Source organism: Azoarcus sp. TTM-91 (assembly GCF_012911025.1).
GTDB lineage: Bacteria > Pseudomonadota > Gammaproteobacteria > Burkholderiales > Rhodocyclaceae > Azoarcus.
The window spans coordinates 38,979-59,193 of sequence record NZ_WUEI01000023.1 but is presented as its reverse complement, the minus strand read 5'-3'; the positions used below and the strand labels follow the sequence as shown (position 1 = coordinate 59,193).

Sequence of the window (20,215 nt, the reverse complement as noted above, 5' to 3'; positions counted from 1 at the left end):
GCCCGGACCACAGAACCTTCCCCGCGCCCGCCCAGCGCCAGTCCAAGCGCATCCAGGAGGATGGACTTGCCGGCGCCCGTCTCTCCCGTCAGGGCACCGAAGCCCGCGGCAAATTCGAGTTCCAGGCGGTCGACGATCACAAAGTCGCGTATGGTCAGGCGGCGCAGCATGGTCTGGTGTGGGCTGAACGGTAAGTGAGCTGGCGGGAAGCGCGAGCGGTCAGTTGTGGCGCGGGCTTGCACTCCAGTGCAATTTTTCCCGCAGCATGGCGAAGTAACTGTAACCCTGCGGATGCAGGAAACGCACGGATAGAGGCGCACGCGTCAGGCGGACGCAATCACCCGCCCTCGCATCGAAACGCGTCTGGCCGTCGAAATGCACCCTGGCATCATGTGGAGGCAGCAGCGCGATCTCCACCCTGCAGGAGTCCGGCAGCGTGACCGGACGCGCAGTGAGCGCGTGCGGACAGAGGGGAACGATGGCGATGCCGCCGACGGACGGATGCAGGATCGGCCCGTTCGCCGACAGGGCGTATGCAGTGGAGCCGGTGGGAGTCGAAACGATCATGCCGTCGGAGCGCTGGGTATAGACGAATTCGCCATCTATCGATAGCTCGAATTCGATCATGCGGCCGAGCTCCCCCTTATTGACCACCACATCGTTCAGCGCCAGCGTGTGGAAAACCCGCTGGCCGTTGCGGACCACTTCGGCGTCCAGCATGAAGCGGGACTCCTCGCTGTAACGCCCGTCCAGGATCTCACCCAGTTTCTGCAACGCATCCTTGCGCGCGATATCGGTCAGAAAACCCAGCCGGCCGAGATTGACCCCAGCCAGCGGAACCGCATGCTCGGCCAGGCGACGCGCGGTATTGAGCATGGTGCCGTCGCCTCCGACCACCACCGCCAGGTCAGCCTGGGCGCCGATCTCGTCGTAGGTTGCGACGGGATAGCCGCCGGCCTCGCCGATGGAACTCGCCGTGCCTTGTTCAATCGATACGCTTACACCCCGTTCGCGCAAGAAAACAGCGATTTCCAGCACGGACTCCACCACGTCGGGGCTCTGGTATTTTCCGATCAGGGCAATATTGCGGAAGTGCGCACTCATGGGCGCCGATTAAACCATATTCGCGTAAGCGCATGGCGCGCGGGGATGCACTGCAGCACTTGACCCACGCCCCTGAAAGCCGGCTATATTCAAGCCCTGACATGACACCGCTAGACCCCCGCTCCCAAATCCTGCTGAAGACCCTGATCGAACGCTATATCGCGGAAGGTCAGCCGGTCGGCTCCCGCGCACTGTCTCGCTACTCCGGGCTGGAGCTATCGCCTGCGACGGTCCGCAACGTCATGAGCGACCTGGAGGAAATGGGCTTCATCGCCAGTCCGCATACCTCCGCCGGCCGCATTCCGACCCCCCTGGGCTATCGCGTCTTCGTCGATTCGCTGCTCACGGTCCAGCCGCTGGAAACCGCGCGGGTGCAAGCCCTCAAGGGGCAACTGATGCCGGATCAGCCGCAGCGGCTGTTGAACTCCGCCTCTCAGCTGCTCTCCGGTCTGACCCAGTTCGCAGGCGTAGTCGTCGCTCCAAGGAAGGAAGCGGTACGCATCCGCCAGCTCGAGTTCATCAGCCTGTCGGAAACCCGCATCCTGCTGATCATCGTCACCACAGCCGGCGACGTACAGAATCGCATCCTGCTGACCCGGCGCGCCTACTCCAGCAGCGAGCTGAGCAACGCCGCGAGTTACCTCAACGAACATTTCGCCGGCCTGTCCTTTGAGGAAATCCGCCAGCGGGTTCAGGACGAGCTTAAGCAGCTTCGCAGCGACATGACCGAGCTGATGACCGCCGCGGTGGAAGCAGGCAGCGAGGCCGCCGAGGAGACGGCGACCAACTATGTCATTTCCGGCGAAACCAACCTGCTGGACGTCGAGGACCTTTCCTCCAACATGTCCCGCCTGCGGGAGCTTTTCAAACTCTTCGAGCAGAAAACCGGACTGATGCAGTTGCTCGACCTCTCCAACCGCGCCCAGGGGGTGCAGATCTTCATTGGCGGCGAATCCGGCCTGGCGCCGCTGGACGGCTGTAGCGTCGTCACTGCGCCATACGAGGCCGACGGTCGGGTGGTCGGATCGGTCGGAGTCATCGGCCCCACCCGCATGGCCTACGACAGGGTGATCCCCATTGTGGACATCACTGCCCGCCTGCTCTCCAGCGCGCTATCGGCGAATCACTGAGTCCCGGCGCCAGCCCGCTCCCTTCCGCAATTCCACCCCGCCGTCAGAGCATGCCCATGGCCCGATACTGGTCCGAACCCGCGTCTCCCATGCCGCAATCGCAGCCTGCACCGGCCATCGTGCTGGTGAACCTCGGCACGCCCACCGCACCCACGGCCGCGGCCCTGAAACCTTATCTGAAGCAGTTTCTGTCCGACCCCAGAGTGGTGGAGATTCCACGCGCGGTCTGGCTGCCCATCCTCAACGGCATCATCCTCAATACCCGCCCCGCCAAGTCCGCGGCCAAGTACGCCACCATCTGGATGGACGAAGGTTCGCCGCTGAAGGTCCACACCGAACGCCAGGCCAAGCTGCTCGCTGGCTACCTCGGCGCATCCGGCCACGGCACCCTGAAGGTGGTGTGGGCAATGCGCTACGGCGCGCCATCCATTCCGGACACGCTGAACGCACTGAAGGCGCAGCGCCATAGCCGGATTCTCATTGTTCCCATGTACCCGCAGTACGCTGCCAGCACCACCGCCAGCGTGATGGACGAAGTCGCCCGCAGCCTGCTGCACTGGCGCAATCTGCCGGAGATCCGCTTTATCCGCGATTTTCATGCCGATCCGGCCTACATCACATCACTGGCTGCCAGCGTGCGGGAACACTGGGCGAAAAACGGCCAGGCGGACCGCCTGGTCATGAGCTTCCATGGCATTCCCAAGCGCAGCATCAACCTTGGCGACCCTTACCAGAGCGAGTGCCTTGCGACCGCCCGGCTACTCGCCCAGGCGCTTGAGCTACCGGCGGAACGGCTGCAGGTCACCTTCCAGTCCCGCTTCGGCAAAGCCGAATGGCTGCAGCCCTACACCCAGCCTACGCTGGAGAAACTGGCGCGCGAAGGCGTGGGCTCGGTGGACGTTATGTGCCCGGGCTTCGTCGCCGACTGCCTGGAAACTCTGGAGGAAATCGCGATGGAATGCCGCGAGGCCTTCCTCGCTAACGGCGGCCAGGCGTTCAACTACATCCATTGCCTGAACGAGCGCGACGACTGGATCGAGGGGTTGAAAGCACTTGCGCTGCGGCATCTGGACGGCTGGTGGCCAGCGGATGGCGGCGAGCACCGTCATGCAGCGGCACTGGATACCGTACCTGCCGGAAGATGAACGTGAGGCTGCTTGCACTCTGGGCGCTGAATGCGGTCGCCCTGCTGCTCCTGCCGGAACTCATCCCCGACCTGGGGGTGGACAGCTACGCCGCCGCGCTCGTCGGCGCCATCCTGCTCGGCCTCGCCAACGCGCTGATCCGCCCCATCCTCATCCTGATCACGCTCCCCGTCACCCTGCTCACCTTCGGCCTCTTCGCCCTGGTCATCAACGCTTTGCTGTTCTGGGCTGTCTCCAGCCTCATCGGCGGCCTGCATGTGCCCGAATTCGGTACCGCCTTCTGGAGCGCCCTGCTCTACAGCCTGCTGACCTGGCTGGTGAACAAGGCCGTGGGCAGTCCGGCTTCCCGGCTTCACCGCTGATCTCGCTCCGATGCTCAAGTTTTGCCATGGACAGCCGTTATCGCCACCGGGTGTTTTCATTCGGGAGAATGGCCATGAAGATCGAGAGCGCTTCAGTGCAGTTGCAATCCAGCCACGCCGAGACACGCCGGGTGGAGCTGTCCCAGCGGCTGCAGGCCTGGGTACAACGGACAGAAGACGAAGGCGATCGGCGCCCCCCTGGCAAACCCACGGTAACGATCTCCGACGCTGCCGCCAGCGCCCAGCAGGCGGAAGCCGTGGCGGATGGCGACTCTGCCACCCAGGATCCGCATGTCTCGCTGATGATCAGGATCATCGAGTACTTCACCGGCAAGCCGGTGAAACTCCTGCGGCTGTCGGAACTGGGCACGACACAACGCCCCCCTTCGACCGACGGCAACAACACTCCACCTGACGCTGTCCGCAGCGGCTTCACTTACGACCTCGAGGCCCGTTACAGCGAGTCCGAGGCCACCTCCTTCGCCGCCTCTGGCGTCGTCCGCACCACGGACGGCAAGGAGATCGCCTTCGACCTCGCCCTGAGCATGAGCAGGAGCTACAGCGAATCCATGTCGGTAAGCATCCGCGCTGGAGAAGCCCGCCTGAAAGACCCGCTCATCCTGGATTTCGCCGGCAGTTCCGCCCAGCTTTCCGACCTGCGCTTTTCCTTCGACCTGGACGCCGACGGCACGCTGGACGAGGTACCGCTCACCGGCGGCAAAGGCCTGCTCGCATTCGACCGCAATGGCAACGGCGCCATCGACGACGGCACCGAACTGTTCGGCGCACGCACCGGCGATGGCTTCGCCGAGCTGGCGGAATTCGACGCTGACGGCAACGGCTGGATAGACGAGAACGATCCCATCTTCTCCAAGCTCACGGTATGGACGCCGGGCGCTTCCGGTGCCGGCACCCTGCAAACCCTTGCAGAGGCCAATGTCGGTGCGCTCTATCTCGGGCGGGTGGACACCGCGTTCGCACTCAAGAACGCATCGAACGAAACCCTGGGTCAGATGCGCAGCACCAGCGTTTATCTCCGTGAGGATGGCAGCGTGGGAACAGTCAGCCAGGTGGATCTGAGCGTCTGACCGCCGGCGGCCCGGCGGCAACTCAGTCTTCGACGAGCTGCAGGTCCAGCCCACCGGTGGCGGTGAGGTCGCTGCGAACCGCTGCCGGCCCGTCCTGCGCCACTACCGACGCAAGTTCGGCCAGCCTGCGTACCACCACGGTTGCAATCTGGCGCCGGAAAAGCTCCAGCACTTCATCGCTGGCCAGCGCCAGGGCGGCCGGATTGATTTCCAGATAGATCAGCGGCGTGAGGGAAACCACCGTCGCGCCGTGGCGATGCTCCACATGGTCCAGCCAGGCCTTCTCGCCGAACAACTCGCCCGGCCCCAGCTCCATCACCCGCTTGCCCTTGACCGAAATCTCCACCTTGCCTTCAAGCAGGATGCCGAAGCGCTGGTCGGCATCGCCCTCGCGCATCAGGGCCACCTTGTCGCCCACCCTGCGCCAAGTGCAGATGCGCAGCACTTCCCACAACTCCACATCCTCGAACTCGGTGAAGAAGGCCATCTTGCGCAACATGGAGAAGCGGCCGGTATCGGGCACCACTTCGGAGTCGTCCACAATCTTGTAGCGCACCGCGGCCAGATCCTTGGCGAAATCTGCGCCGTTCTTGTAGCGGGAATAGAGATCCTTCTCCAGCGCCTTGCGGATCACAGCATCCATCTGCTCCGGCACGTCGGGATTGAGCTGCGACACCGAGGGGGGATCGGCATTGACGATCTTGTACACCAGTTGCGCCGGATTCGAGGCCCGGAAAGGCAACCGGCCGGTCAACAGATGGAACAGCACCACGCCGAGGGAGTACAGATCCGTCTTCTGGTTCAAGGGATAGCCCTTGATCTGCTCCGGGCTCATGTATGCCGGCGAGCCGACGCCCATGATGAAGGTGGAGTCCGACTCGACCTTCTTGCTCACGTTCAGCGCCAGCCCGAAATCGGTGATCTTGACGTTGTCCTGATCGTCTACAAGGATGTTTGCCGGCTTGATGTCGCGATGGACGATGCCCTGGCGATACGCGTGGTCCAGCGCCATGCAGCACTTGAACACGATGCCTATCGTGCGGTGAATGGGCAGCAAACGCTCGAAGGAGCAGAAACGCTCCATGGATTCGCCGGGGAAATACTCCATCACCACGTAAGCCTGGTCCTGCTCAACCACCGCGTCGAAGATACGAATGATGTTCGGATGATCCAGGCGCGAGGCCACCGCCTTCTCGGCCTTCAGCAGCTTCAATAGACGCCGGTTCCACTTCGCCTCATCCTTCACCTTGTCGTCAAAGCGGATGTGCTTCACCGCAACCGGCTCAGGATAGTGGGGGTTCTCGGCAAGATAGACGGTCGCCGTCGCGCCGCGACCGATCTCTCTCACGATCCTGTACTTGCCGATCTTCTCCGGAATCTGGCCCATGGGCACAAGAGGGCTTAGAGCCCTGCTACTGAATGGATCGTGAATTGTGTCACGAAGCAGCAGCTATCGCCCATTTCCCCTCGGCGCGCCGACGCCAGGGCCGTTGCCTGTGCTTAAATCGAACCCTTGCAGCGCCGCCCCACTCCTTCGCCATTTTTTCTCCCGGAGACCGCCTTGAGCGAACGCGCCGACCTGCTCATCCACGCCCGCTGGATCGTGCCCGTCGAACCCGCAGACCTGGTGCTGGAGCAGCACAGCATCGCCATCAAGGACGGCCGCATCCTTGCGCTGCTACCCCAGCAGCAGGCCAGGCAACGCTACCTGGCCACCAAAGAGGTGGAGTTGCCCGATCACGTGCTGATTCCCGGCCTGGTCAATCTTCACACCCATGCCGCAATGAACCTGCTGCGCGGCTACGCGGACGACCTCCCGCTGATGCGCTGGCTGCAGGAGGCCATCTGGCCGGCCGAAGACAAGCACATCTCGCCTGGCTTCGTACGCGACGGCACCCTTCTCGCCGCGGCCGAAATGCTCAAGGGCGGCGTCACCACCTGCAACGACATGTACTTCTATCCGGATGCAGCGGCTGAGGCATTCGACACCATCGGGCTCCGGGCTGTCATCGGCATGACCATCACGGAATTCCCCACCCCTTACGCCAGTGACGCCGACGACTACCTGCGCAAAGGCCTCGCCGCGCGTGACCGTTGGAGAAACCATCCCAGACTGAGCTTCAGCCTTGCCCCGCATGCTCCTTACACCGTAGCCGACACCACGCTGGAGAGGGTCCGCAGCATCGCCGGCGAACTGCAAGCGCCTATCCACATTCACGTCCAGGAGACAGCCGGCGAAGTCAGCGACAGCCTGGTCGCCCATGGTTTGCGCCCTCTGGCCCGGCTTGAAAAACTGGGCGTCCTCGGGCCTGAAACCACTGCCGTCCACTCCGTGCATCTCGACGACAGCGACATCGACCGGCTCGCAAGACTGCATTGCAATGTTGCCCACTGCCCGACTTCCAATCTGAAACTTGCAAGCGGCATCGCACCGGTGGCCCGGCTAGTCGAAGCCGGCGTCAACGTCGGACTGGGCACCGATGGGGCCGCCAGCAACAACCGGCTCGATCTCTTCCAGGAGATGCGCCTTGCCGCCCTGCTGGCCAAAGCCAGCAGCCAGGATGCCGCCGCCGTACCCGCCCACCAGGCCTTGCGCATGGCGACCTTGAATGGCGCACGGGCCCTGGGGCTGGAGGACCGCGTCGGTTCCCTGCTCCCGGGCAAGCAGGCCGATCTATGTGCAGTAGTACTCAACGACCTGAACACCCGCCCCTGTTACGACCCGGTTTCCCACCTCGTGTATGTCGCCGGCCGGGAACAGGTTTCGCATGTCTGGATCGACGGCGAAGCCCGCGTGAATCAAGGCTCTGCGCTGTTGCAAATAAGCGACATTGAATTGCTCAGGCTCTCGGCGGTATGGCAAACTAAGCTCGTTAGTTGAACTAGATAAACTGGTTCAAATCCACGCGAAGACGGCATATAAAGCTGTTTTCTTTTGTTTTTGCAGCGGCATTTCCGATCTCTCGCCCTTCAAAGAGGAAACCATGATCAGACAAACCAAGAAACAAATGCTCATGATGGCCGCCATCGCCTCGATCGGCCTGACCGCTTCTGCTGCCTTCGCCCAGACGAAGGACGTCGTCGTCGATGGCAAGGGCGAGATTCCGTACGCCATCGATGCCCGCAACACCGTCGCTCGCAGCGGCACCGGCCTCTGCTGGCGCACCGGCTACTGGAGCCCCGCGGCTGCCAGCACTGCCAAAGCCGGCGAGTTCCCGGTCGGCTGCGAATGCGATAGCGACATCGTACCGAAGGAAAGCTGCGTGGCCCCGGTCGCCGCCGCTCCGGCTGCTGCCCCTGCCGCCGCTCCCCGTGCCGCTCTGGTTGCCGACAAGGTCAAGCTGTCCGCCGACACCCTGTTCGATTTCGACAAGGCCGTCCTGAAGCCGGAAGGCCGCAGCAAGCTGGACGAGCTGGCTTCTCAAGCCAAGGGCATCAAGCTGGAAGTGATCCTGGCCGTTGGCCACACCGACCGCCTGGGCTCCGACGCCTACAACCAGAAGCTGTCCGAGCGCCGCGCTGCCGCCGTGAAGACCTACCTGGTCAGCAAGGGTGTGGAAGCCAACCGCATCTACACCGAAGGCAAGGGCAAGAAGCAGCCGGTTACCGGCGCCCAGTGCAACAACGTGAAGAACCGCAAGGCCCTGATCGAGTGCCTGCAGCCGGATCGTCGCGTGGAAGTGGAAGTGATCGGCTCCAAGTAAGTCGAAGCCTTCACTGCGAAAAGCCCTGCTTCGGCGGGGCTTTTTCATTTCTGCGACTGGAACGCCGCTGTTGGCCCCTCAGTCAGAACCACCATGCTTTCTCAAGGATGTGAGATGAACGTAACCAACGCCGATCCGGCAGAACTGCAGAAATTCAGCGAGCTCGCCCATCGCTGGTGGGACCCCACTTCCGAGTTCAAGCCACTGCACGAGATCAACCCGCTGCGGCTGGACTGGATCGACAGTTGTGCCGCCCTGTCCGGCAAGAAGGTGCTGGATGTCGGTTGCGGAGGCGGCATCCTGTCCGAGAGCATGGCTGCGCGCGGCGCTCACGTCACCGGTCTGGATCTGTCGGAGAAAGCGCTGGGCGTTGCCAAGCTGCACCTTTTTGAAAGTGGCCAGAAAGTCGATTATCAATTGAGCAGCGCCGAGGCTTACGCAGCGGAGCACGCGGCGACCTTCGATGTGGTGACCTGCATGGAAATGCTGGAACACGTTCCCGACCCTGCCAGCACGATTACCGCCTGCGCACGCATGGTGAAACCGGGGGGCGACGTTTTCTTCTCCACCCTGAACCGCAATCTCAAGGCCTACCTGTTTGCCATCGTTGGCGCGGAGTATGTGCTGAAGCTGCTTCCGCGCGGTACGCACGAGTACGCCAAATTCATCAAGCCGTCCGAGTTGGCCCGCCATTGCCGCAATGCCGGCCTGAGTACACTGGAACTCATCGGCATGAGCTACAACCCGCTCACCAAGATATATTCCCTGGGTACCGATACCGATGTGAATTACCTCATCCATGCTCGTCGCCCCGCCTGACGCCGTTTTCTTCGACCTGGACGGCACGCTGGCCGATACCGCTCCCGACCTCGCCAGCGCCACCAATCGCCTGCTCGTTGAAGAGGGGCGCGAGCCCTTGCCGCTGGCAAAGCTCCGCCCCCACGTCTCACACGGCGCTACCGGCATGCTGCGCGCCGCGTTCTCGATCGAGCCCGGCACGGACGCCCATGCGCACTACTCCAAGCGCTTCCTGGCACATTACGAGCAGGCACTCTGCGTATCGACCCGGCTCTTCGACGGCATGGAGAAGGTTCTGCAGAGCCTGGAGGCCCATGGCATCAAGTGGGGAATCGTGACCAACAAGCGGCAGCGCTACACACTTCCGCTAATGGCCGCGCTGCAGCTGGACACGCGCGCGAGTTGCATCATCAGCGGCGATTCCGCTCCCAGCCCCAAGCCGGCCCCGGACACTCTGCTACTTGCCTGCTCTCAGGCAGGCGTCGCCCCGTCACGCAGTGTCTATGTGGGCGACGACCTCCGGGACATCCAGGCTGCGCGGGCTGCCGACATGCCGGCAATCGCCGCCGCCTACGGCTACCTGGGTGAGGCCCTCCCCGTGGAGCAGTGGGAGGCGGACGCCATCGTCGCCAGCCCTCTCCAGCTCCTTCAAACCCTGGCCCTCGGCGTGATAGACTCGCCCTCTTGAAATCTGGATGCCTAGCCTCATCTAGGTTCCAATGCATCACCGATCACTGGGGCCGACCTGGCTTCGACGTGGGTCGCGAAGCAGCGCAGTGCATACCGAGGACCAGTCACCTCGTAAATCCATCTGGGAAACTACAAACGCCAACGACGAGCGTTTCGCTCTCGCCGCTTAATCCCGGCGGGCGCTGCACCGACATGTCTCTGGGTCGGGTGGTTCCAGCGTAAGCTGGGCCGCTGCAGTGTCATTTACAGAGACTCGCGAGCAGGGCCGGGTTACTTGGCCCCGCAGCTAAAGGTAAGGTAACTCGCTTCTGGCCGGCCTGCTGACCGGCTAAGCCAGGAGTTAAATCCAAATAGGTCGGCTAAGTATGTAGAGCTGTCTGTAGAGGGCTTGCGGACGGGGGTTCGATTCCCCCCGGCTCCACCAGTACCACTGCCAACGCAGTCCGATGAAGGCCGGGACACCGAGAGAAATCGAGGTTCCGGCCTTTTTCTTTGTCCGTGCACATCCAGGGGATGTCCGGTTGGAGAGATGAATTCGGCTGCGCGGCCTGGCGCGCAGCCGCCCGGATCGAGGCAAGCCAGAAGCAGGCAGAATGTGCAGCCGAACCTGCCCGGCGTGGCCGGCAATCCACCGCCCCTCCCCGTCTCGGCAGAGGAACTCGGCGCCCGGTGCGGGCTCAATCAGCCACATCCGCGTGGCGGCCTGGCCGCCCTCCCACAAAGAAAACAAAAGGGAAATTCCAATGCTCACACTGACCAGCCTTGGCGGCGCCGGTACCGTCACCGGCTCCAAGCACCTGCTCACCTGCGGTGGCACCCGCATCCTGGTCGATTGCGGTTTGTTCCAGGGCCTGAAGAACTTGCGCGAGCTCAACTGGCAGCGCCTGCCGCTGTCGCCGCGTGACATCGATGCGGTAGTGCTCACCCACGCCCACCTGGACCACTGCGGCTACTTGCCCCGGCTGGTGCTGGACGGCTTCCACGGCAGGATCTTCGCCACTCCGGCCACCCGCGACGTTGCCGAACTCATCCTGCTCGACAGCGCCTGGCTGCAGGAGAAGGATGCCGAGTTCGCCAACCGCAAGGGCTTTTCCAAGCACAAACCAGCGCTGCCACTGTATCGCGTGCCGGACGCCGAGCAGGCGCTGGAGCGTTTCCGGCCGACACCGCTGCATCGTGAGACTGAACTGCCCGGCGGCGCGAAGCTGTTGTTCCGCCGCGCCGGCCATATCCTGGGTGCGGCCAGCGCGCAGATCGACATCGGCGGGCAACGCATCGTCTTCTCCGGGGATCTCGGCCGCGAGGACGACGCCATCATGCATGCGCCGGAGCAGGTGGCGGATGCGGACTACGTGGTGATCGAATCCACCTACGGAAACCGCCGCCACGACGCGACCGATCCTGTGGAGGCCCTCGGCAAAGTGGTGGAGCGCACGGTGCAGCGCGGCGGCACGGTGGTCATCCCCGCGTTCGCGGTCGGGCGTGCCCAGTCGTTGATCTACGATCTCTGGCTGCTGCGCCGGCAAGGCCGCCTGCAGAACGTGCCGGTCTACCTCGACAGCCCGATGGCCACCAGCGTCACCGAACTGATGCGCCGCCACCAAGGCGAGCACAAGCTCGCCGCCGCAGACTACGAAGCCGCGTGCGCCGCGGTAACTTACGTGCGAGACGTGGAGGCCTCCAAGGCGCTGTCAGCCAACCGCTATCCCAAGGTGATCATCGCCGCCAGCGGCATGGCGACTGGCGGGCGGGTACTGCACCACATCGCAGCCTTCGGCCCGGATCACCGCAGCACCCTGCTGTTCTCCGGCTTCCAGGCCGCCGGCACCCGCGGGCGCAAACTGCTCGAAGGCGCTCGCGAGGTAAAAGCCTACGGCCAGTGGATCACGGTGAACGCCGAGGTGACCGAGTTGCCCATGCTCTCCGCCCATGCCGACTGCGACGGCCTGCTCCACTGGCTTTCCGGCTTCCAGCGCCCGCCCAGGCGTGTCTTCATCGTCCACGGCGAAGCAGAGGCCTCCGAAGCGCTGCGCGAACGCATTCAGCGCGAACTCGGATGGGAAGCTGCCGTGCCACTGCAGGGCCAGGTCTTCGAGCTCTGAGGGTGGAGGGAAGCCGCCGGCGTTCCTTCAACACACGCCTGCAACGGCCGGCGATGGCCGCCAAAAGCCGTCACCCTGAGCAGCCATGCATGACCTGCCAGACGGCTGCCACCCGCTGGGGCAGAACCCCCGGGCTGGGAGCTAGCCCCCGGAGCGCAGCTCCGCCGTCGCCCGCATACCTTGCGTATCGCTTCTCAAGCTGGCGAAGGATGCCACCGAGAGCGTCGCACCGCCCCGAGCACCAGCCTGTCACTTGATTGACGTTAACGTCAACGCAATGCAAGAATCAGCTCCGACCGCAATGCCGCCCCGCCCTTGAGGCGCGGAACGCCGGTTCCCCCGAGCACGAGGAAAGGCCGGACCTTCAGCCGGGCCCGCCCTAGCCAAGCACAGAGAAACAAACCAAGACCAGCCCACAGCCGGCAGCCCACTTCAGAAAATCGACGATGACGCACACCGACACCCTGATCGAAGGCCCCAAGGGCCGCCTCTTTGTCCGTACATGGTCGCCCGAAGCGTCAGTCAGGAAGGCGCCCATCATCCTGCTGCACGACTCCCTCGGCTGCGTGCAGTTGTGGCGCGGCTTGCCGGAGGCCCTCGCACGGGCGACCGGCCGGCAGGTAGTGGCGTACGACCGGCTGGGCTTCGGCGAATCGGCGGCGCATCCGGGCAAGCTGGGCCTGGACTTCATCAACGCCGAGGCCGAAGGCGATTTCGACGCCCTCAGGTCGCAGCTGGGCCTGGAGCGCTTCATCCTGCTCGGCCACAGCGTCGGCGGCTGCATGGCAATCAACTGCGCCGCCCGCTTCGGCACCCATTGCGTGGCCCTGCTCACGCTGGCAGCCCAGGTCTTCGTCGAAGACCTGACCCTGCAGGGAATCAGCGCCGCCAAAACGCTGTTCGAGGATCCGAAGCAGTTGGAGCGCCTGCGCAAGTACCACGGCGACAAGGCGCAGTGGGTGCTGGACGCCTGGACCGGCTCCTGGCTCCACCCCGCCTTCTCGGCCTGGTCGCATGAAGCGGTGCTGCCGCAGGTGAAATGCCCGACGCTGGTCATCCATGGCGTGGAGGACGAATACGGCTCCGCCGCGCATGCCCGCCTGATCGCAGAACGGGTGGCTGGGCCGGTGCAGCTGGAAATCCAGCCCGGCACCGGCCATTTCCCCCACCGCGAGAACGAGGCGGCGGTGGTGGAGACGCTGGCCCGCTTCATTCAGCCGCTGGCCTGATTTCCGCTCGGCAGGAGCCATTGGCGACGCTGCCCGCGCTGGCGCCCCCTGCGCCCCTCACGACGGCGAAGCGATGCGATGAACTGGCGCCCTGCCCCGCCGGGCGAGTCCGGCGCAAGCGCTCTGTTCCCGCCGCGCCGCCACCGGCGAAAGCAGCCGATGCACGGATTTCTCACGCCTCGTTCCAGCTTGCCGCTAGCGCCGTGAGAAGCTGTGATATACCTAGCGCTTCCCACAACCATGGCATGGCGGAACAATGAGCACGCAGGAATATCCGGTGGTTTTCGGCACGGACGACATCCTTCGCAGCCTATGCGATTCGGTGACCAAGGTGCTGACGGTGGCGACGGAGAGCCAGGTCCGCTACGCCAATATGGTCCAGCGCATCAGCAAGACCTGCCTGAAGCCGGACATCGGCTGCTTCGTGCTGTTCGATGGCGGCTTCTCCGGCCTGGTGGTCATCAACTTCTCCGCCCATGCGGCGATGGAGCTGTACGAGCGCTACATGCTGAACATGGGGATGGCGAAGGAGGAGCTGGCGAGCGCCTTCACCTCGGACGAGGTCGGCAATGTGATGGGCGAGCTGATGAACCAGATCGTCGGCGACTTCACCGGCAAGGTATCGCGCGAGCTGCAGACCCACATCACCCAGAACCAGCCGAAGATGCTGGCGCTGACCAAGCAGGTGATCCTCAGCGTGGATACCCACCTGGACCAGCCGGAAGCACGCCGGGTCACCTTCTACACCGGCCGCAACAACATCTTTTACCTGGAGCTGGCGATAGACCGCACCGAGTTCATCCAGCTGAACGAATTCGCCGCCGCCGAAGAGCCGGACCCGGACGCACTGCTGGAGTCCGCCGGCCAGGAAACCGCGCCTTCCGGCCCGGCGACCAGCGCCATCAGCCAGGACGAACAGGACGAGCTGCTGAAGTCGCTGGGCATGTAAGTTCAGGAAGAAGAACGGCCCACCGTCACGCCTGGCGGTGGGCCGTTCTTCTTTCCCAGGGTCAGGAAAGACATCGGTCTGGCTCACCCCCGCCGGACGCAGGCAGGCGGGCAGACCGCTCGCCGTGCAGCAGCCTTCGCTTTGCCACCGCCCTGCATGGCCTGCCGTGGCGGCCTGCCGTGATCCCGGCCCGGCGGCTGCTCGCGCCAGCTTCCACTGGGAAGCGCGCGGTTTCCAGCGGGCCAGAGGGCAGCGCGGCCGCAATCCTGCTCAGGCGGCCATCCCCAGCAGGGCCATCACCCGGTCGCGGCTCACCGCCGTCAGCGCCGGCGCCACGGCGGCGAAGACGTTGAAATCCGGCTTCTCCGCCATCGCCTCGAAACGCTGGACAAAGGACGCCGCCCAGTCGGATTCGTCTGCCTCCGCCGCGCCACTCCCCACCTTATGCCGCGGCTGCATGCGCGCGTCCGCCTCGGCCAGGCCGCGGCTGATGGTGTTCCTGGCCTGGCGGATCAGGTCCAGCGCGGCGAGCACTTCCTGCAAGGTCTGGCGGGCGGCCTCGGTGTCGTCGGCGCGCCAGGACTGGGGCTGGATGGCGTCCGCCTCGGCTTCGGCACGCACCCTGTTGAACTGGCCGGTGGGGAAGCGCTGGCCGCCGCCCTTCACCGCCAGGGAGTCCCTTACCACCGGCCAGTCGCCCTCGGCGACCGAGAACACCAGGCTGCCACCGCTGCGCTCCACGCCCATGCCGATGGGCGCCAGCGCGCTCTGCAAGCGGCGCAACACAGCGGTTTCCCCGGCTGCCGGGTCCACCGCCACGCTCACCTGCTTGCCGGCGGCGGAGAAAGACAGCGTTTCCTTGTCGCCGCTGCGCAGGCTGTCGGCATCCAGGCCGCGGATACGGAAGCGCTGCTGGGCGCTGCCGGCCTGCACCACCTGGAGCTGGCCATCCAGCGTGCCGGCCGAAGCGGCGCCACGCTTGCGCCAGAGGGCGCTGAACTGGCGCAGTTGCTCAGCGAGCCTGGCATCGGCGGCGCTGGGCCCGGCGCCGCCATCGCTCTTCTCCGCCAGCTTGCCGCTCAGCGTGCTCTTGAGCGCCTGCAAGCGATTGCCGGCCTGATCGAGGAAGTTCAGCGCCTGCTGGGCACCGGCCACCTGCCGGTTCAGCTCGAAATCCAGGTTGCGCAGGCCGCCGCGGGTGGAGGGCAGCGAAGCCGCCTTCTGGCCGGCGGAAGTCGCCGGCGCGGTGCTGCGGCCGACTCCACCGTCACCAAAGGCGAGGCGGCGGCCGGAAGTGCTGGTGCCGGAGCCTAGCGCGGGAATCTGCATCGTCTATCCGCCCTCGCTTCAGAGGACGTCGAACAGGGACAGCTGGCTGACCGCGCCATAGGCTTTCTGCGTGGCCTGCAGGGCGACGGTGTAGCCGTTGAGCTTGACCGCCGCATCGCCGTAGTCCAGCTGGCCGAGGTCCAGCGCCGCCTGCTGGTTGGAGAGGCTGACGTTGGCGTGGTTGTTCTCCAGCGTGGCGAGGATGTTCTGCTGGCCGCCTAGGCGGGAGATGGTGGCGGAAACGATGTCCAGCGTGTCGTCCAGCAGGTCCAGCGTGCCGGTGACCTGCGCCCGCACCGCCGGGTCGTTCACGCTGGTGCCCGGGGTGCTCAGCACCTCCACCGTGCCTTCCATCGAGTTCAGCAGGCCGGCCAGTTCGGCGACGGTGACGTTGGCCGCCTGGGTGACGCCGTTGCCCACCATCACCCGCTGTTCGGCAGTGTTGCCGGTGAAGCTGTAGCGGGAGCCGACCGGCGCGGTGTCGTCGTAGGTGATGGTGGGCGTGTCGGTGAGCGTGCCGGAGAAGAGGTAACGGCCTTCCTGGTCCTTGGTGTTGGCGGTGTAGAAAATGCTCTCCGCCAGCGACTTCAGCGAGCTGGCCATGGCGGCGACGTCGTCCGGCGTGTTGGCGCCATCGGCCGCCCACACCATCAGGTCGTGGGCCTGCAGGATGTCGTTGGAGATGGCATCCAGGTGAGTCTCGTTCAGCGTCAGCCGGGACGACAGCGCGCCGATATTGTCGCGGTACTGGTCCAGCGCCGCCTCTTCGCGGCTGAGGCGGGACAGGCGGACGTTGGCGATGGGATCGTCCGAGGGCTTGAGCAGGCGCTGGCCGGTGGCCATCTTCTGCATGATCTCGCCCAGCCGCACGTTGGCGAGCTGCAGCGCGGTGTTCATCGTCGAGTGGTACTGGGTGCTGGCAATGCGCATCATCCTTCTCCTCAGCCCATGGCCGCCAGGGTGTTGTCGAACAGCTCGTTGGCGACGGCGATGACTTTCATGTTCGCCTGGTACATCTGCTGGAACTGGATGAGGCTGATGGCTTCTTCGTCCTCGTTCACCCCGCTGGTGGATTTCCAGCTTTCCTCCGCCTGGTTGCGCACGGTTTCGGCGGTGCTCATGGAGGTCTGGTTCTGCTGGCTGTCCATCGCCAGCTTGCCGACCAGCTGGGTGGCGGCGTCGGAGAAGGACACGGTGCCGATGGAACTCAGCGTGACCTGGCTGGACTGGATGCCGATGAGGTTCAGCAGGTTGCCGCTGTCGCCCGGCAGCGCCGGGTCGGAAGAGAAAGCCAGGTCGGCGGCGAGGAAACCGTCGCTCACCTTGAGGATGGACGAAGTGCTGGTGGCGTCGAACTCGAACAGCGGGCCGCCGGCGGCGCCGGCCGGCGTATAGCCGTCGGCCAGCAGGTCGTTCACCCGGGTGCTGAACTGGTTCGCCATTTCGGTGACGGACTCCATCAGCGGCACCAGCACCGTGTTCTCGAAATCGTTCAGGCCGCCCAACTCGCCGCTGAGTTTGTCGCCCTTCACCACGAAGGACTCCTGGGCGAAGCTGAGCTTCAGCGTCTGCGAGCCATCGAGGTTGCCTTCCAGGCCGAGGGTGCCGGCCAGCGAACCCACCACCAGCGGCTGGCCGCTGCGCAGGGAAATGCTGCGGGTGCCGTCGGCCTGGTCCACCACCTGCACGCCGACCAGCTTGGAGAGCTCATCTATCTTCAGGTCGCGCGCATCCACCAGGCCGGAGGTGTTGCCGCCGGTGGCCTGGGCGGCGGCGATCTGCTTGTTCAGATCGGCGATGCCGGCGCTGAGGCCGTTGATCAGCGACACCGTGGTGGCGCGTTGCTGGAACACCGCCTGGCGCTGGTTCACCAGCACCTGGTTGATGCTGTTGAAGCGCTGCGCCGCAGCGTCGGCGGCGCTGATGACCTGCTGGCGCAACGGGCTGGAGGACGGATCCACGCTGGCGGCGTTGAGCGCGGCGAAGAAGGCGTCCAGGCCGCTGTTGAGGTTGGAGGTGTCGTCGCCCATGACCTGTTCCAGCTGGGTCAGATAGGGCTGGGTGGTGCTGTACTGGCCGAGCGAGGAGTTCGCCTGCCACATCTGCACGCTTTTGTAGCCGTCGCTGAACCGCAGCAGCGAGGAAACGGTGACGCCGTTGCCGGCCGCCAGCACGCCGCCGGCCAGCGGCTGCACCGAGGACAGCAGCACGCCCTGGCGGGTGTAGCCGGGCGTCATCATGTTGGCGGCGTTCTGGCTGGTCATGTTGAGCCCGACCTGGGCGGCGAGCGCGCCGGACAGCGCGTTGTTGATCATGCTCATGGCGGTCTTCCTGTTCAGGGCGCGGGCGCCGTGCTGGCGTTCGCCGGCGCTTCCTGCTCATTCAGGGCGACCGCCGCGGCCGCCGGGTTAAATGCGGTGGCGGCGGCGAGCGCCGCGGTGTTCGTCGCCGCCAGCCGCTGCGGCTCGGCCGGCAGTATCTGGCGCAGGATGGCGTCCGCCACGCCGAAGGCGCGCTGGCCTGCGAGCACGTCCGCCACCACGCCGTCGGCCATGTCCAGCATGTCCTGGTTGATGCGGTTGCTGAACACGCTGTCCTCGCCCGCCATCTCGCGGGTCACCTTGCGCATCTGGCGCATCATCTCGGCGATGAAGAAGCCCTCGAAGCGCTCGGCGGCGTCTTCCGCCTTGGCGCGGTAGGCCGGGTCCAGCACCGGGGCTTCGGTGGTGGCGGTGGAAAGCAGGCCGGCCTTGTTGCCTAGGGTGTCGAGTTCCATGTGCTGTCCTCAGATGACGATGAGTTCGCCATCTATCGCGCCGGCCTGGTCCAGCGCCTGCAGGATGGCCATGACGTCGTCCGGCGTGGCGCCGGTGCTGTTCACCGTGTCGATGATGCTCTGCAGGCTCGCGCCGGCCGGCCACTTGAACATGCGCGGCGCGTCCTGCTCCACCGAGATCTGCGATTGCGGCGTGACCACCGTGTCGCCACGGCCGAAGGGCGCCGGCTGGCTCACCTGCGGCGCCTCCGAGATCACCACCTTGAGCGCGCCGTGGGAGATGGCGGCCGCCCTCACCCGCACGCCCTCGGCGATCACCACCGTGCCGGTGCGAGAGTTGAAGATGACCTTGGGCGTGGCCTCGCCCACGTCCACCTGCAGCCCTTCCAGCGAGGCGACGAAGGCCACCCGCTGGGTGGGGTTCTCCGGCGCCATCACGTCCACGCTGGTGGCGTCGCGGGTGGAGGCGATCTCGCCGTAGCGGCGGTTGATGGTCTGCACGATGTTGGTGGCGGTCTGGAAGTGCGGCCGCTTGAGGCTGAGGCGCACCGTGGGCCGGGTGTCGAAATCGCTCTCGATCTCGCGCTCCACGGTGGCGCCGTTGGGCACGCGGCCGGCGGTAGGCGTGTTCACCGTGACGTTGGAACCGCTGGCGCCCTGGGCGGACAGACCGGCGACCACCAGGTTGCCCTGCGCCAGCGCATACACCTCGCCATCGGCACCGCGCAGCGGCGTCAGCAACAGGGTGCCGCCGCGCAGGCTCTTGGCGTCGCCCAGCGAGGACACGGCGATGTCTATGGTCTGGCCCTTGCGGTAGCCGGGCGGGAACACCGCGCTGACCATCACCGTGGCGACGTTCTTCAGCCGGGTGCTGCTGCCGGTGGGCAGCTTCACGCCGAACTGCTTGAGCATGTTGTCCACCGACTGGCCGGCGAACTTCACCTGGGTGCTGTCGCCGGAGCCATGCAGGCCGACCACCAGGCCGTAGCCGATGAGCTGGTTCTCGCGCACGCCTTCCACGTTGACCAGGCTGCGCAGGGCCTGCGCGGCCTCGGCGGCGGTCGGCACCAGCAAGGGCGCGGCGGCGAGCAGGAGGCCGGCGGCGAGTTGGATGAAGCGTTGCTTGCGCATGGAAACCTCGGGGTTCAGAAGGGCATCCAGGGGCTGTTGAAGAGCCGCGTCAGCCAGCCGGCGGAGTTGGCGTCCGCCAGCGCGCCGCGGCCGGAATAAGCGATGCGGGCGTTGGCCACCCGCTGGGAGGAGACGCTGTTGTCGCTGTCGATGTCGCTGGCGCGCACATAGCCGCTGAGGCGGATGAATTCCTCGCCCTGGTTGAGGTAGAGGGTCTTCTCGCCCTCTACCCGCAGCAGGCCGTTGGGCAGTACCTCGTGCACCACCACGGTGATGGCGCCCTGCAGGGTGTTCTGCTGCGAGCTGGTGGCGGAGCCGTCGAACTCGCGCTCGGCGCTGGCGGAGGCATCGGTGCGCAGCGTGCGGTTGCCCAGGCTCAGCGGCGAGATCGAGAAGCTGCTGTCCTTGCCGTAGCTGGTGTTGGCGCGCTTGCTCGCCTGGGTGGTTTCGCGCAGCACCACGGTGAGCACGTCGCCGGGGCGGAAGGCGCGGCTGTCGGAGGTCATGGACCAGGGCGAATCGGAGATGAACACGCCGCCCGCCTGCCCCTTGCGCACCGGCGGCTGCAGCAGCGCCATGCGCAGGTCCTCGTCCGCCGCGGTGGGCGGCATGGGCTGCAGCGCGGTGCAGGCGGACAGCAGCGGCGGCAGCAGGCAGGCGAGCAGGCGGGTGTTCATG

The 20,215-nt window shown here is 65.3% G+C and carries 20 protein-coding genes and 1 other RNA gene; 12 read left to right on the top strand and 9 right to left on the bottom strand.

What is annotated here, in order from left to right:
- On the bottom strand, positions 1 to 170 hold a 170-nt coding region (locus GRF61_RS09315; protein WP_169150385.1), incomplete at its 3' end, for an AAA family ATPase.
- A gap of 49 nt (positions 171 to 219) precedes the next feature.
- The gene (locus GRF61_RS09310) at positions 220 to 1,104 is read right to left on the bottom strand and encodes an NAD kinase (RefSeq protein WP_169150384.1); all 885 of its coding nucleotides are present in this window, start codon (positions 1,102 to 1,104) and stop codon (positions 220 to 222) included.
- A 101-nt stretch (positions 1,105 to 1,205) separates the two neighbouring features.
- Between GRF61_RS09310 and hrcA the strand changes: the two genes are divergently transcribed.
- The 4 genes from hrcA (at position 1,206) to GRF61_RS09290 (ending at position 4,829) form a co-directional block, all read left to right on the top strand.
- Positions 1,206 to 2,234: a heat-inducible transcriptional repressor HrcA gene (gene hrcA, locus GRF61_RS09305; RefSeq protein ID WP_169150383.1), complete on the top strand. Its 1,029-nt coding sequence runs from the start codon at positions 1,206 to 1,208 to the stop codon at positions 2,232 to 2,234.
- Between the two features lie 56 nt (positions 2,235 to 2,290).
- Complete coding sequence (hemH, locus tag GRF61_RS09300) at positions 2,291 to 3,379, top strand: ferrochelatase (RefSeq protein WP_169150382.1); 1,089 nt, start codon at positions 2,291 to 2,293, stop codon at positions 3,377 to 3,379.
- Complete coding sequence (locus tag GRF61_RS09295) at positions 3,376 to 3,741, top strand: phage holin family protein (protein ID WP_169150381.1); 366 nt, start codon at positions 3,376 to 3,378, stop codon at positions 3,739 to 3,741. Before hemH ends, GRF61_RS09295 begins: the two co-directional genes overlap by 4 nt.
- A 74-nt stretch (positions 3,742 to 3,815) precedes the next feature.
- Positions 3,816 to 4,829, top strand: coding sequence for a hypothetical protein (locus tag GRF61_RS09290; RefSeq protein WP_169150380.1), 1,014 nt, complete (start codon positions 3,816 to 3,818; stop codon positions 4,827 to 4,829).
- A gap of 22 nt (positions 4,830 to 4,851) precedes the next feature.
- Here the strand turns inward: GRF61_RS09290 and GRF61_RS09285 are convergent, their stop codons facing one another.
- Complete coding sequence (locus GRF61_RS09285; protein WP_169150379.1) at positions 4,852 to 6,216, bottom strand: serine/threonine-protein kinase; 1,365 nt, start codon at positions 6,214 to 6,216, stop codon at positions 4,852 to 4,854.
- A 174-nt stretch (positions 6,217 to 6,390) separates the two neighbouring features.
- Between GRF61_RS09285 and GRF61_RS09280 the strand changes: the two genes are divergently transcribed.
- From GRF61_RS09280 to GRF61_RS09245, 8 genes are all read left to right on the top strand, one after another.
- A complete protein-coding gene (locus GRF61_RS09280) occupies positions 6,391 to 7,710 on the top strand; it encodes a TRZ/ATZ family hydrolase (protein WP_169150378.1) in 1,320 nt (439 codons plus the stop codon).
- Between the two features lie 103 nt (positions 7,711 to 7,813).
- Positions 7,814 to 8,533, top strand: a complete 720-nt coding sequence (locus tag GRF61_RS09275; RefSeq protein ID WP_169150377.1) for an OmpA family protein — start codon at positions 7,814 to 7,816, stop codon at positions 8,531 to 8,533.
- 114 nt (positions 8,534 to 8,647) lie between these two features.
- On the top strand, positions 8,648 to 9,352 hold the full coding sequence (ubiG, locus tag GRF61_RS09270) for a bifunctional 2-polyprenyl-6-hydroxyphenol methylase/3-demethylubiquinol 3-O-methyltransferase UbiG (RefSeq protein ID WP_169150376.1): 705 nt from the start codon (positions 8,648 to 8,650) through the stop codon (positions 9,350 to 9,352).
- Positions 9,333 to 10,019, top strand: coding sequence for a phosphoglycolate phosphatase (gph, locus tag GRF61_RS09265; RefSeq protein WP_169150375.1), 687 nt, complete (start codon positions 9,333 to 9,335; stop codon positions 10,017 to 10,019). Before ubiG ends, gph begins: the two co-directional genes overlap by 20 nt.
- A gap of 48 nt (positions 10,020 to 10,067) precedes the next feature.
- Positions 10,068 to 10,445: a transfer-messenger RNA gene (gene ssrA, locus GRF61_RS09260) on the top strand.
- 319 nt (positions 10,446 to 10,764) lie between these two features.
- On the top strand, positions 10,765 to 12,123 hold the full coding sequence (locus GRF61_RS09255) for an MBL fold metallo-hydrolase (protein ID WP_169150374.1): 1,359 nt from the start codon (positions 10,765 to 10,767) through the stop codon (positions 12,121 to 12,123).
- A gap of 446 nt (positions 12,124 to 12,569) precedes the next feature.
- Positions 12,570 to 13,352 carry an alpha/beta hydrolase gene (locus GRF61_RS09250; RefSeq protein ID WP_169150373.1) on the top strand — a complete coding sequence of 261 codons (783 nt, stop codon included), beginning with the start codon at positions 12,570 to 12,572 and terminating at the stop codon, positions 13,350 to 13,352.
- A gap of 256 nt (positions 13,353 to 13,608) precedes the next feature.
- The gene (locus tag GRF61_RS09245) at positions 13,609 to 14,301 is read left to right on the top strand and encodes a DUF3334 family protein (protein WP_169150372.1); all 693 of its coding nucleotides are present in this window, start codon (positions 13,609 to 13,611) and stop codon (positions 14,299 to 14,301) included.
- Positions 14,302 to 14,571: 270 nt separating this feature from the next.
- Here the strand turns inward: GRF61_RS09245 and GRF61_RS09240 are convergent, their stop codons facing one another.
- From GRF61_RS09240 to flgH, 6 genes are read right to left on the bottom strand one after another with little or no spacing between them, the layout of a single operon-like run.
- Complete coding sequence (locus GRF61_RS09240) at positions 14,572 to 15,630, bottom strand: hypothetical protein (RefSeq protein WP_169150371.1); 1,059 nt, start codon at positions 15,628 to 15,630, stop codon at positions 14,572 to 14,574.
- A gap of 18 nt (positions 15,631 to 15,648) precedes the next feature.
- On the bottom strand, positions 15,649 to 16,560 hold the full coding sequence (flgL, locus tag GRF61_RS09235; RefSeq protein ID WP_169150370.1) for a flagellar hook-associated protein FlgL: 912 nt from the start codon (positions 16,558 to 16,560) through the stop codon (positions 15,649 to 15,651).
- Between the two features lie 11 nt (positions 16,561 to 16,571).
- Positions 16,572 to 17,951: a flagellar hook-associated protein FlgK gene (gene flgK / locus GRF61_RS09230; protein ID WP_169150369.1), complete on the bottom strand. Its 1,380-nt coding sequence runs from the start codon at positions 17,949 to 17,951 to the stop codon at positions 16,572 to 16,574.
- A 14-nt stretch (positions 17,952 to 17,965) separates the two neighbouring features.
- Complete coding sequence (locus tag GRF61_RS09225) at positions 17,966 to 18,406, bottom strand: rod-binding protein (protein WP_169150368.1); 441 nt, start codon at positions 18,404 to 18,406, stop codon at positions 17,966 to 17,968.
- Between the two features lie 9 nt (positions 18,407 to 18,415).
- Positions 18,416 to 19,537 (bottom strand): flagellar basal body P-ring protein FlgI, encoded by a 1,122-nt coding sequence (locus GRF61_RS09220; protein WP_169150367.1) that lies wholly within the window; start codon positions 19,535 to 19,537, stop codon positions 18,416 to 18,418.
- 14 nt (positions 19,538 to 19,551) lie between these two features.
- The gene (gene flgH, locus GRF61_RS09215) at positions 19,552 to 20,214 is read right to left on the bottom strand and encodes a flagellar basal body L-ring protein FlgH (protein WP_169150366.1); all 663 of its coding nucleotides are present in this window, start codon (positions 20,212 to 20,214) and stop codon (positions 19,552 to 19,554) included.
- Position 20,215: the final 1 nt, after the last annotated feature.

Coding starts and splice junctions, on each gene's coding strand:
- GRF61_RS09310 (WP_169150384.1), bottom strand. CDS start 1,104: ATGAGTGCGCACTTCCGCAATATTGCCCTGATCGGAAAATACCAGAGC.
- hrcA (WP_169150383.1), top strand. CDS start 1,206: ATGACACCGCTAGACCCCCGCTCCCAAATCCTGCTGAAGACCCTGATC.
- hemH (WP_169150382.1), top strand. CDS start 2,291: ATGGCCCGATACTGGTCCGAACCCGCGTCTCCCATGCCGCAATCGCAG.
- GRF61_RS09295 (WP_169150381.1), top strand. CDS start 3,376: ATGAACGTGAGGCTGCTTGCACTCTGGGCGCTGAATGCGGTCGCCCTG.
- GRF61_RS09290 (WP_169150380.1), top strand. CDS start 3,816: ATGAAGATCGAGAGCGCTTCAGTGCAGTTGCAATCCAGCCACGCCGAG.
- GRF61_RS09285 (WP_169150379.1), bottom strand. CDS start 6,216: ATGGGCCAGATTCCGGAGAAGATCGGCAAGTACAGGATCGTGAGAGAG.
- GRF61_RS09275 (WP_169150377.1), top strand. CDS start 7,814: ATGATCAGACAAACCAAGAAACAAATGCTCATGATGGCCGCCATCGCC.
- ubiG (WP_169150376.1), top strand. CDS start 8,648: ATGAACGTAACCAACGCCGATCCGGCAGAACTGCAGAAATTCAGCGAG.
- gph (WP_169150375.1), top strand. CDS start 9,333: ATGCTCGTCGCCCCGCCTGACGCCGTTTTCTTCGACCTGGACGGCACG.
- GRF61_RS09255 (WP_169150374.1), top strand. CDS start 10,765: ATGCTCACACTGACCAGCCTTGGCGGCGCCGGTACCGTCACCGGCTCC.
- GRF61_RS09250 (WP_169150373.1), top strand. CDS start 12,570: ATGACGCACACCGACACCCTGATCGAAGGCCCCAAGGGCCGCCTCTTT.
- GRF61_RS09245 (WP_169150372.1), top strand. CDS start 13,609: ATGAGCACGCAGGAATATCCGGTGGTTTTCGGCACGGACGACATCCTT.
- GRF61_RS09240 (WP_169150371.1), bottom strand. CDS start 15,630: ATGCAGATTCCCGCGCTAGGCTCCGGCACCAGCACTTCCGGCCGCCGC.
- flgL (WP_169150370.1), bottom strand. CDS start 16,560: ATGCGCATTGCCAGCACCCAGTACCACTCGACGATGAACACCGCGCTG.
- flgK (WP_169150369.1), bottom strand. CDS start 17,951: ATGAGCATGATCAACAACGCGCTGTCCGGCGCGCTCGCCGCCCAGGTC.
- GRF61_RS09225 (WP_169150368.1), bottom strand. CDS start 18,406: ATGGAACTCGACACCCTAGGCAACAAGGCCGGCCTGCTTTCCACCGCC.
- GRF61_RS09220 (WP_169150367.1), bottom strand. CDS start 19,537: ATGCGCAAGCAACGCTTCATCCAACTCGCCGCCGGCCTCCTGCTCGCC.
- flgH (WP_169150366.1), bottom strand. CDS start 20,214: ATGAACACCCGCCTGCTCGCCTGCCTGCTGCCGCCGCTGCTGTCCGCC.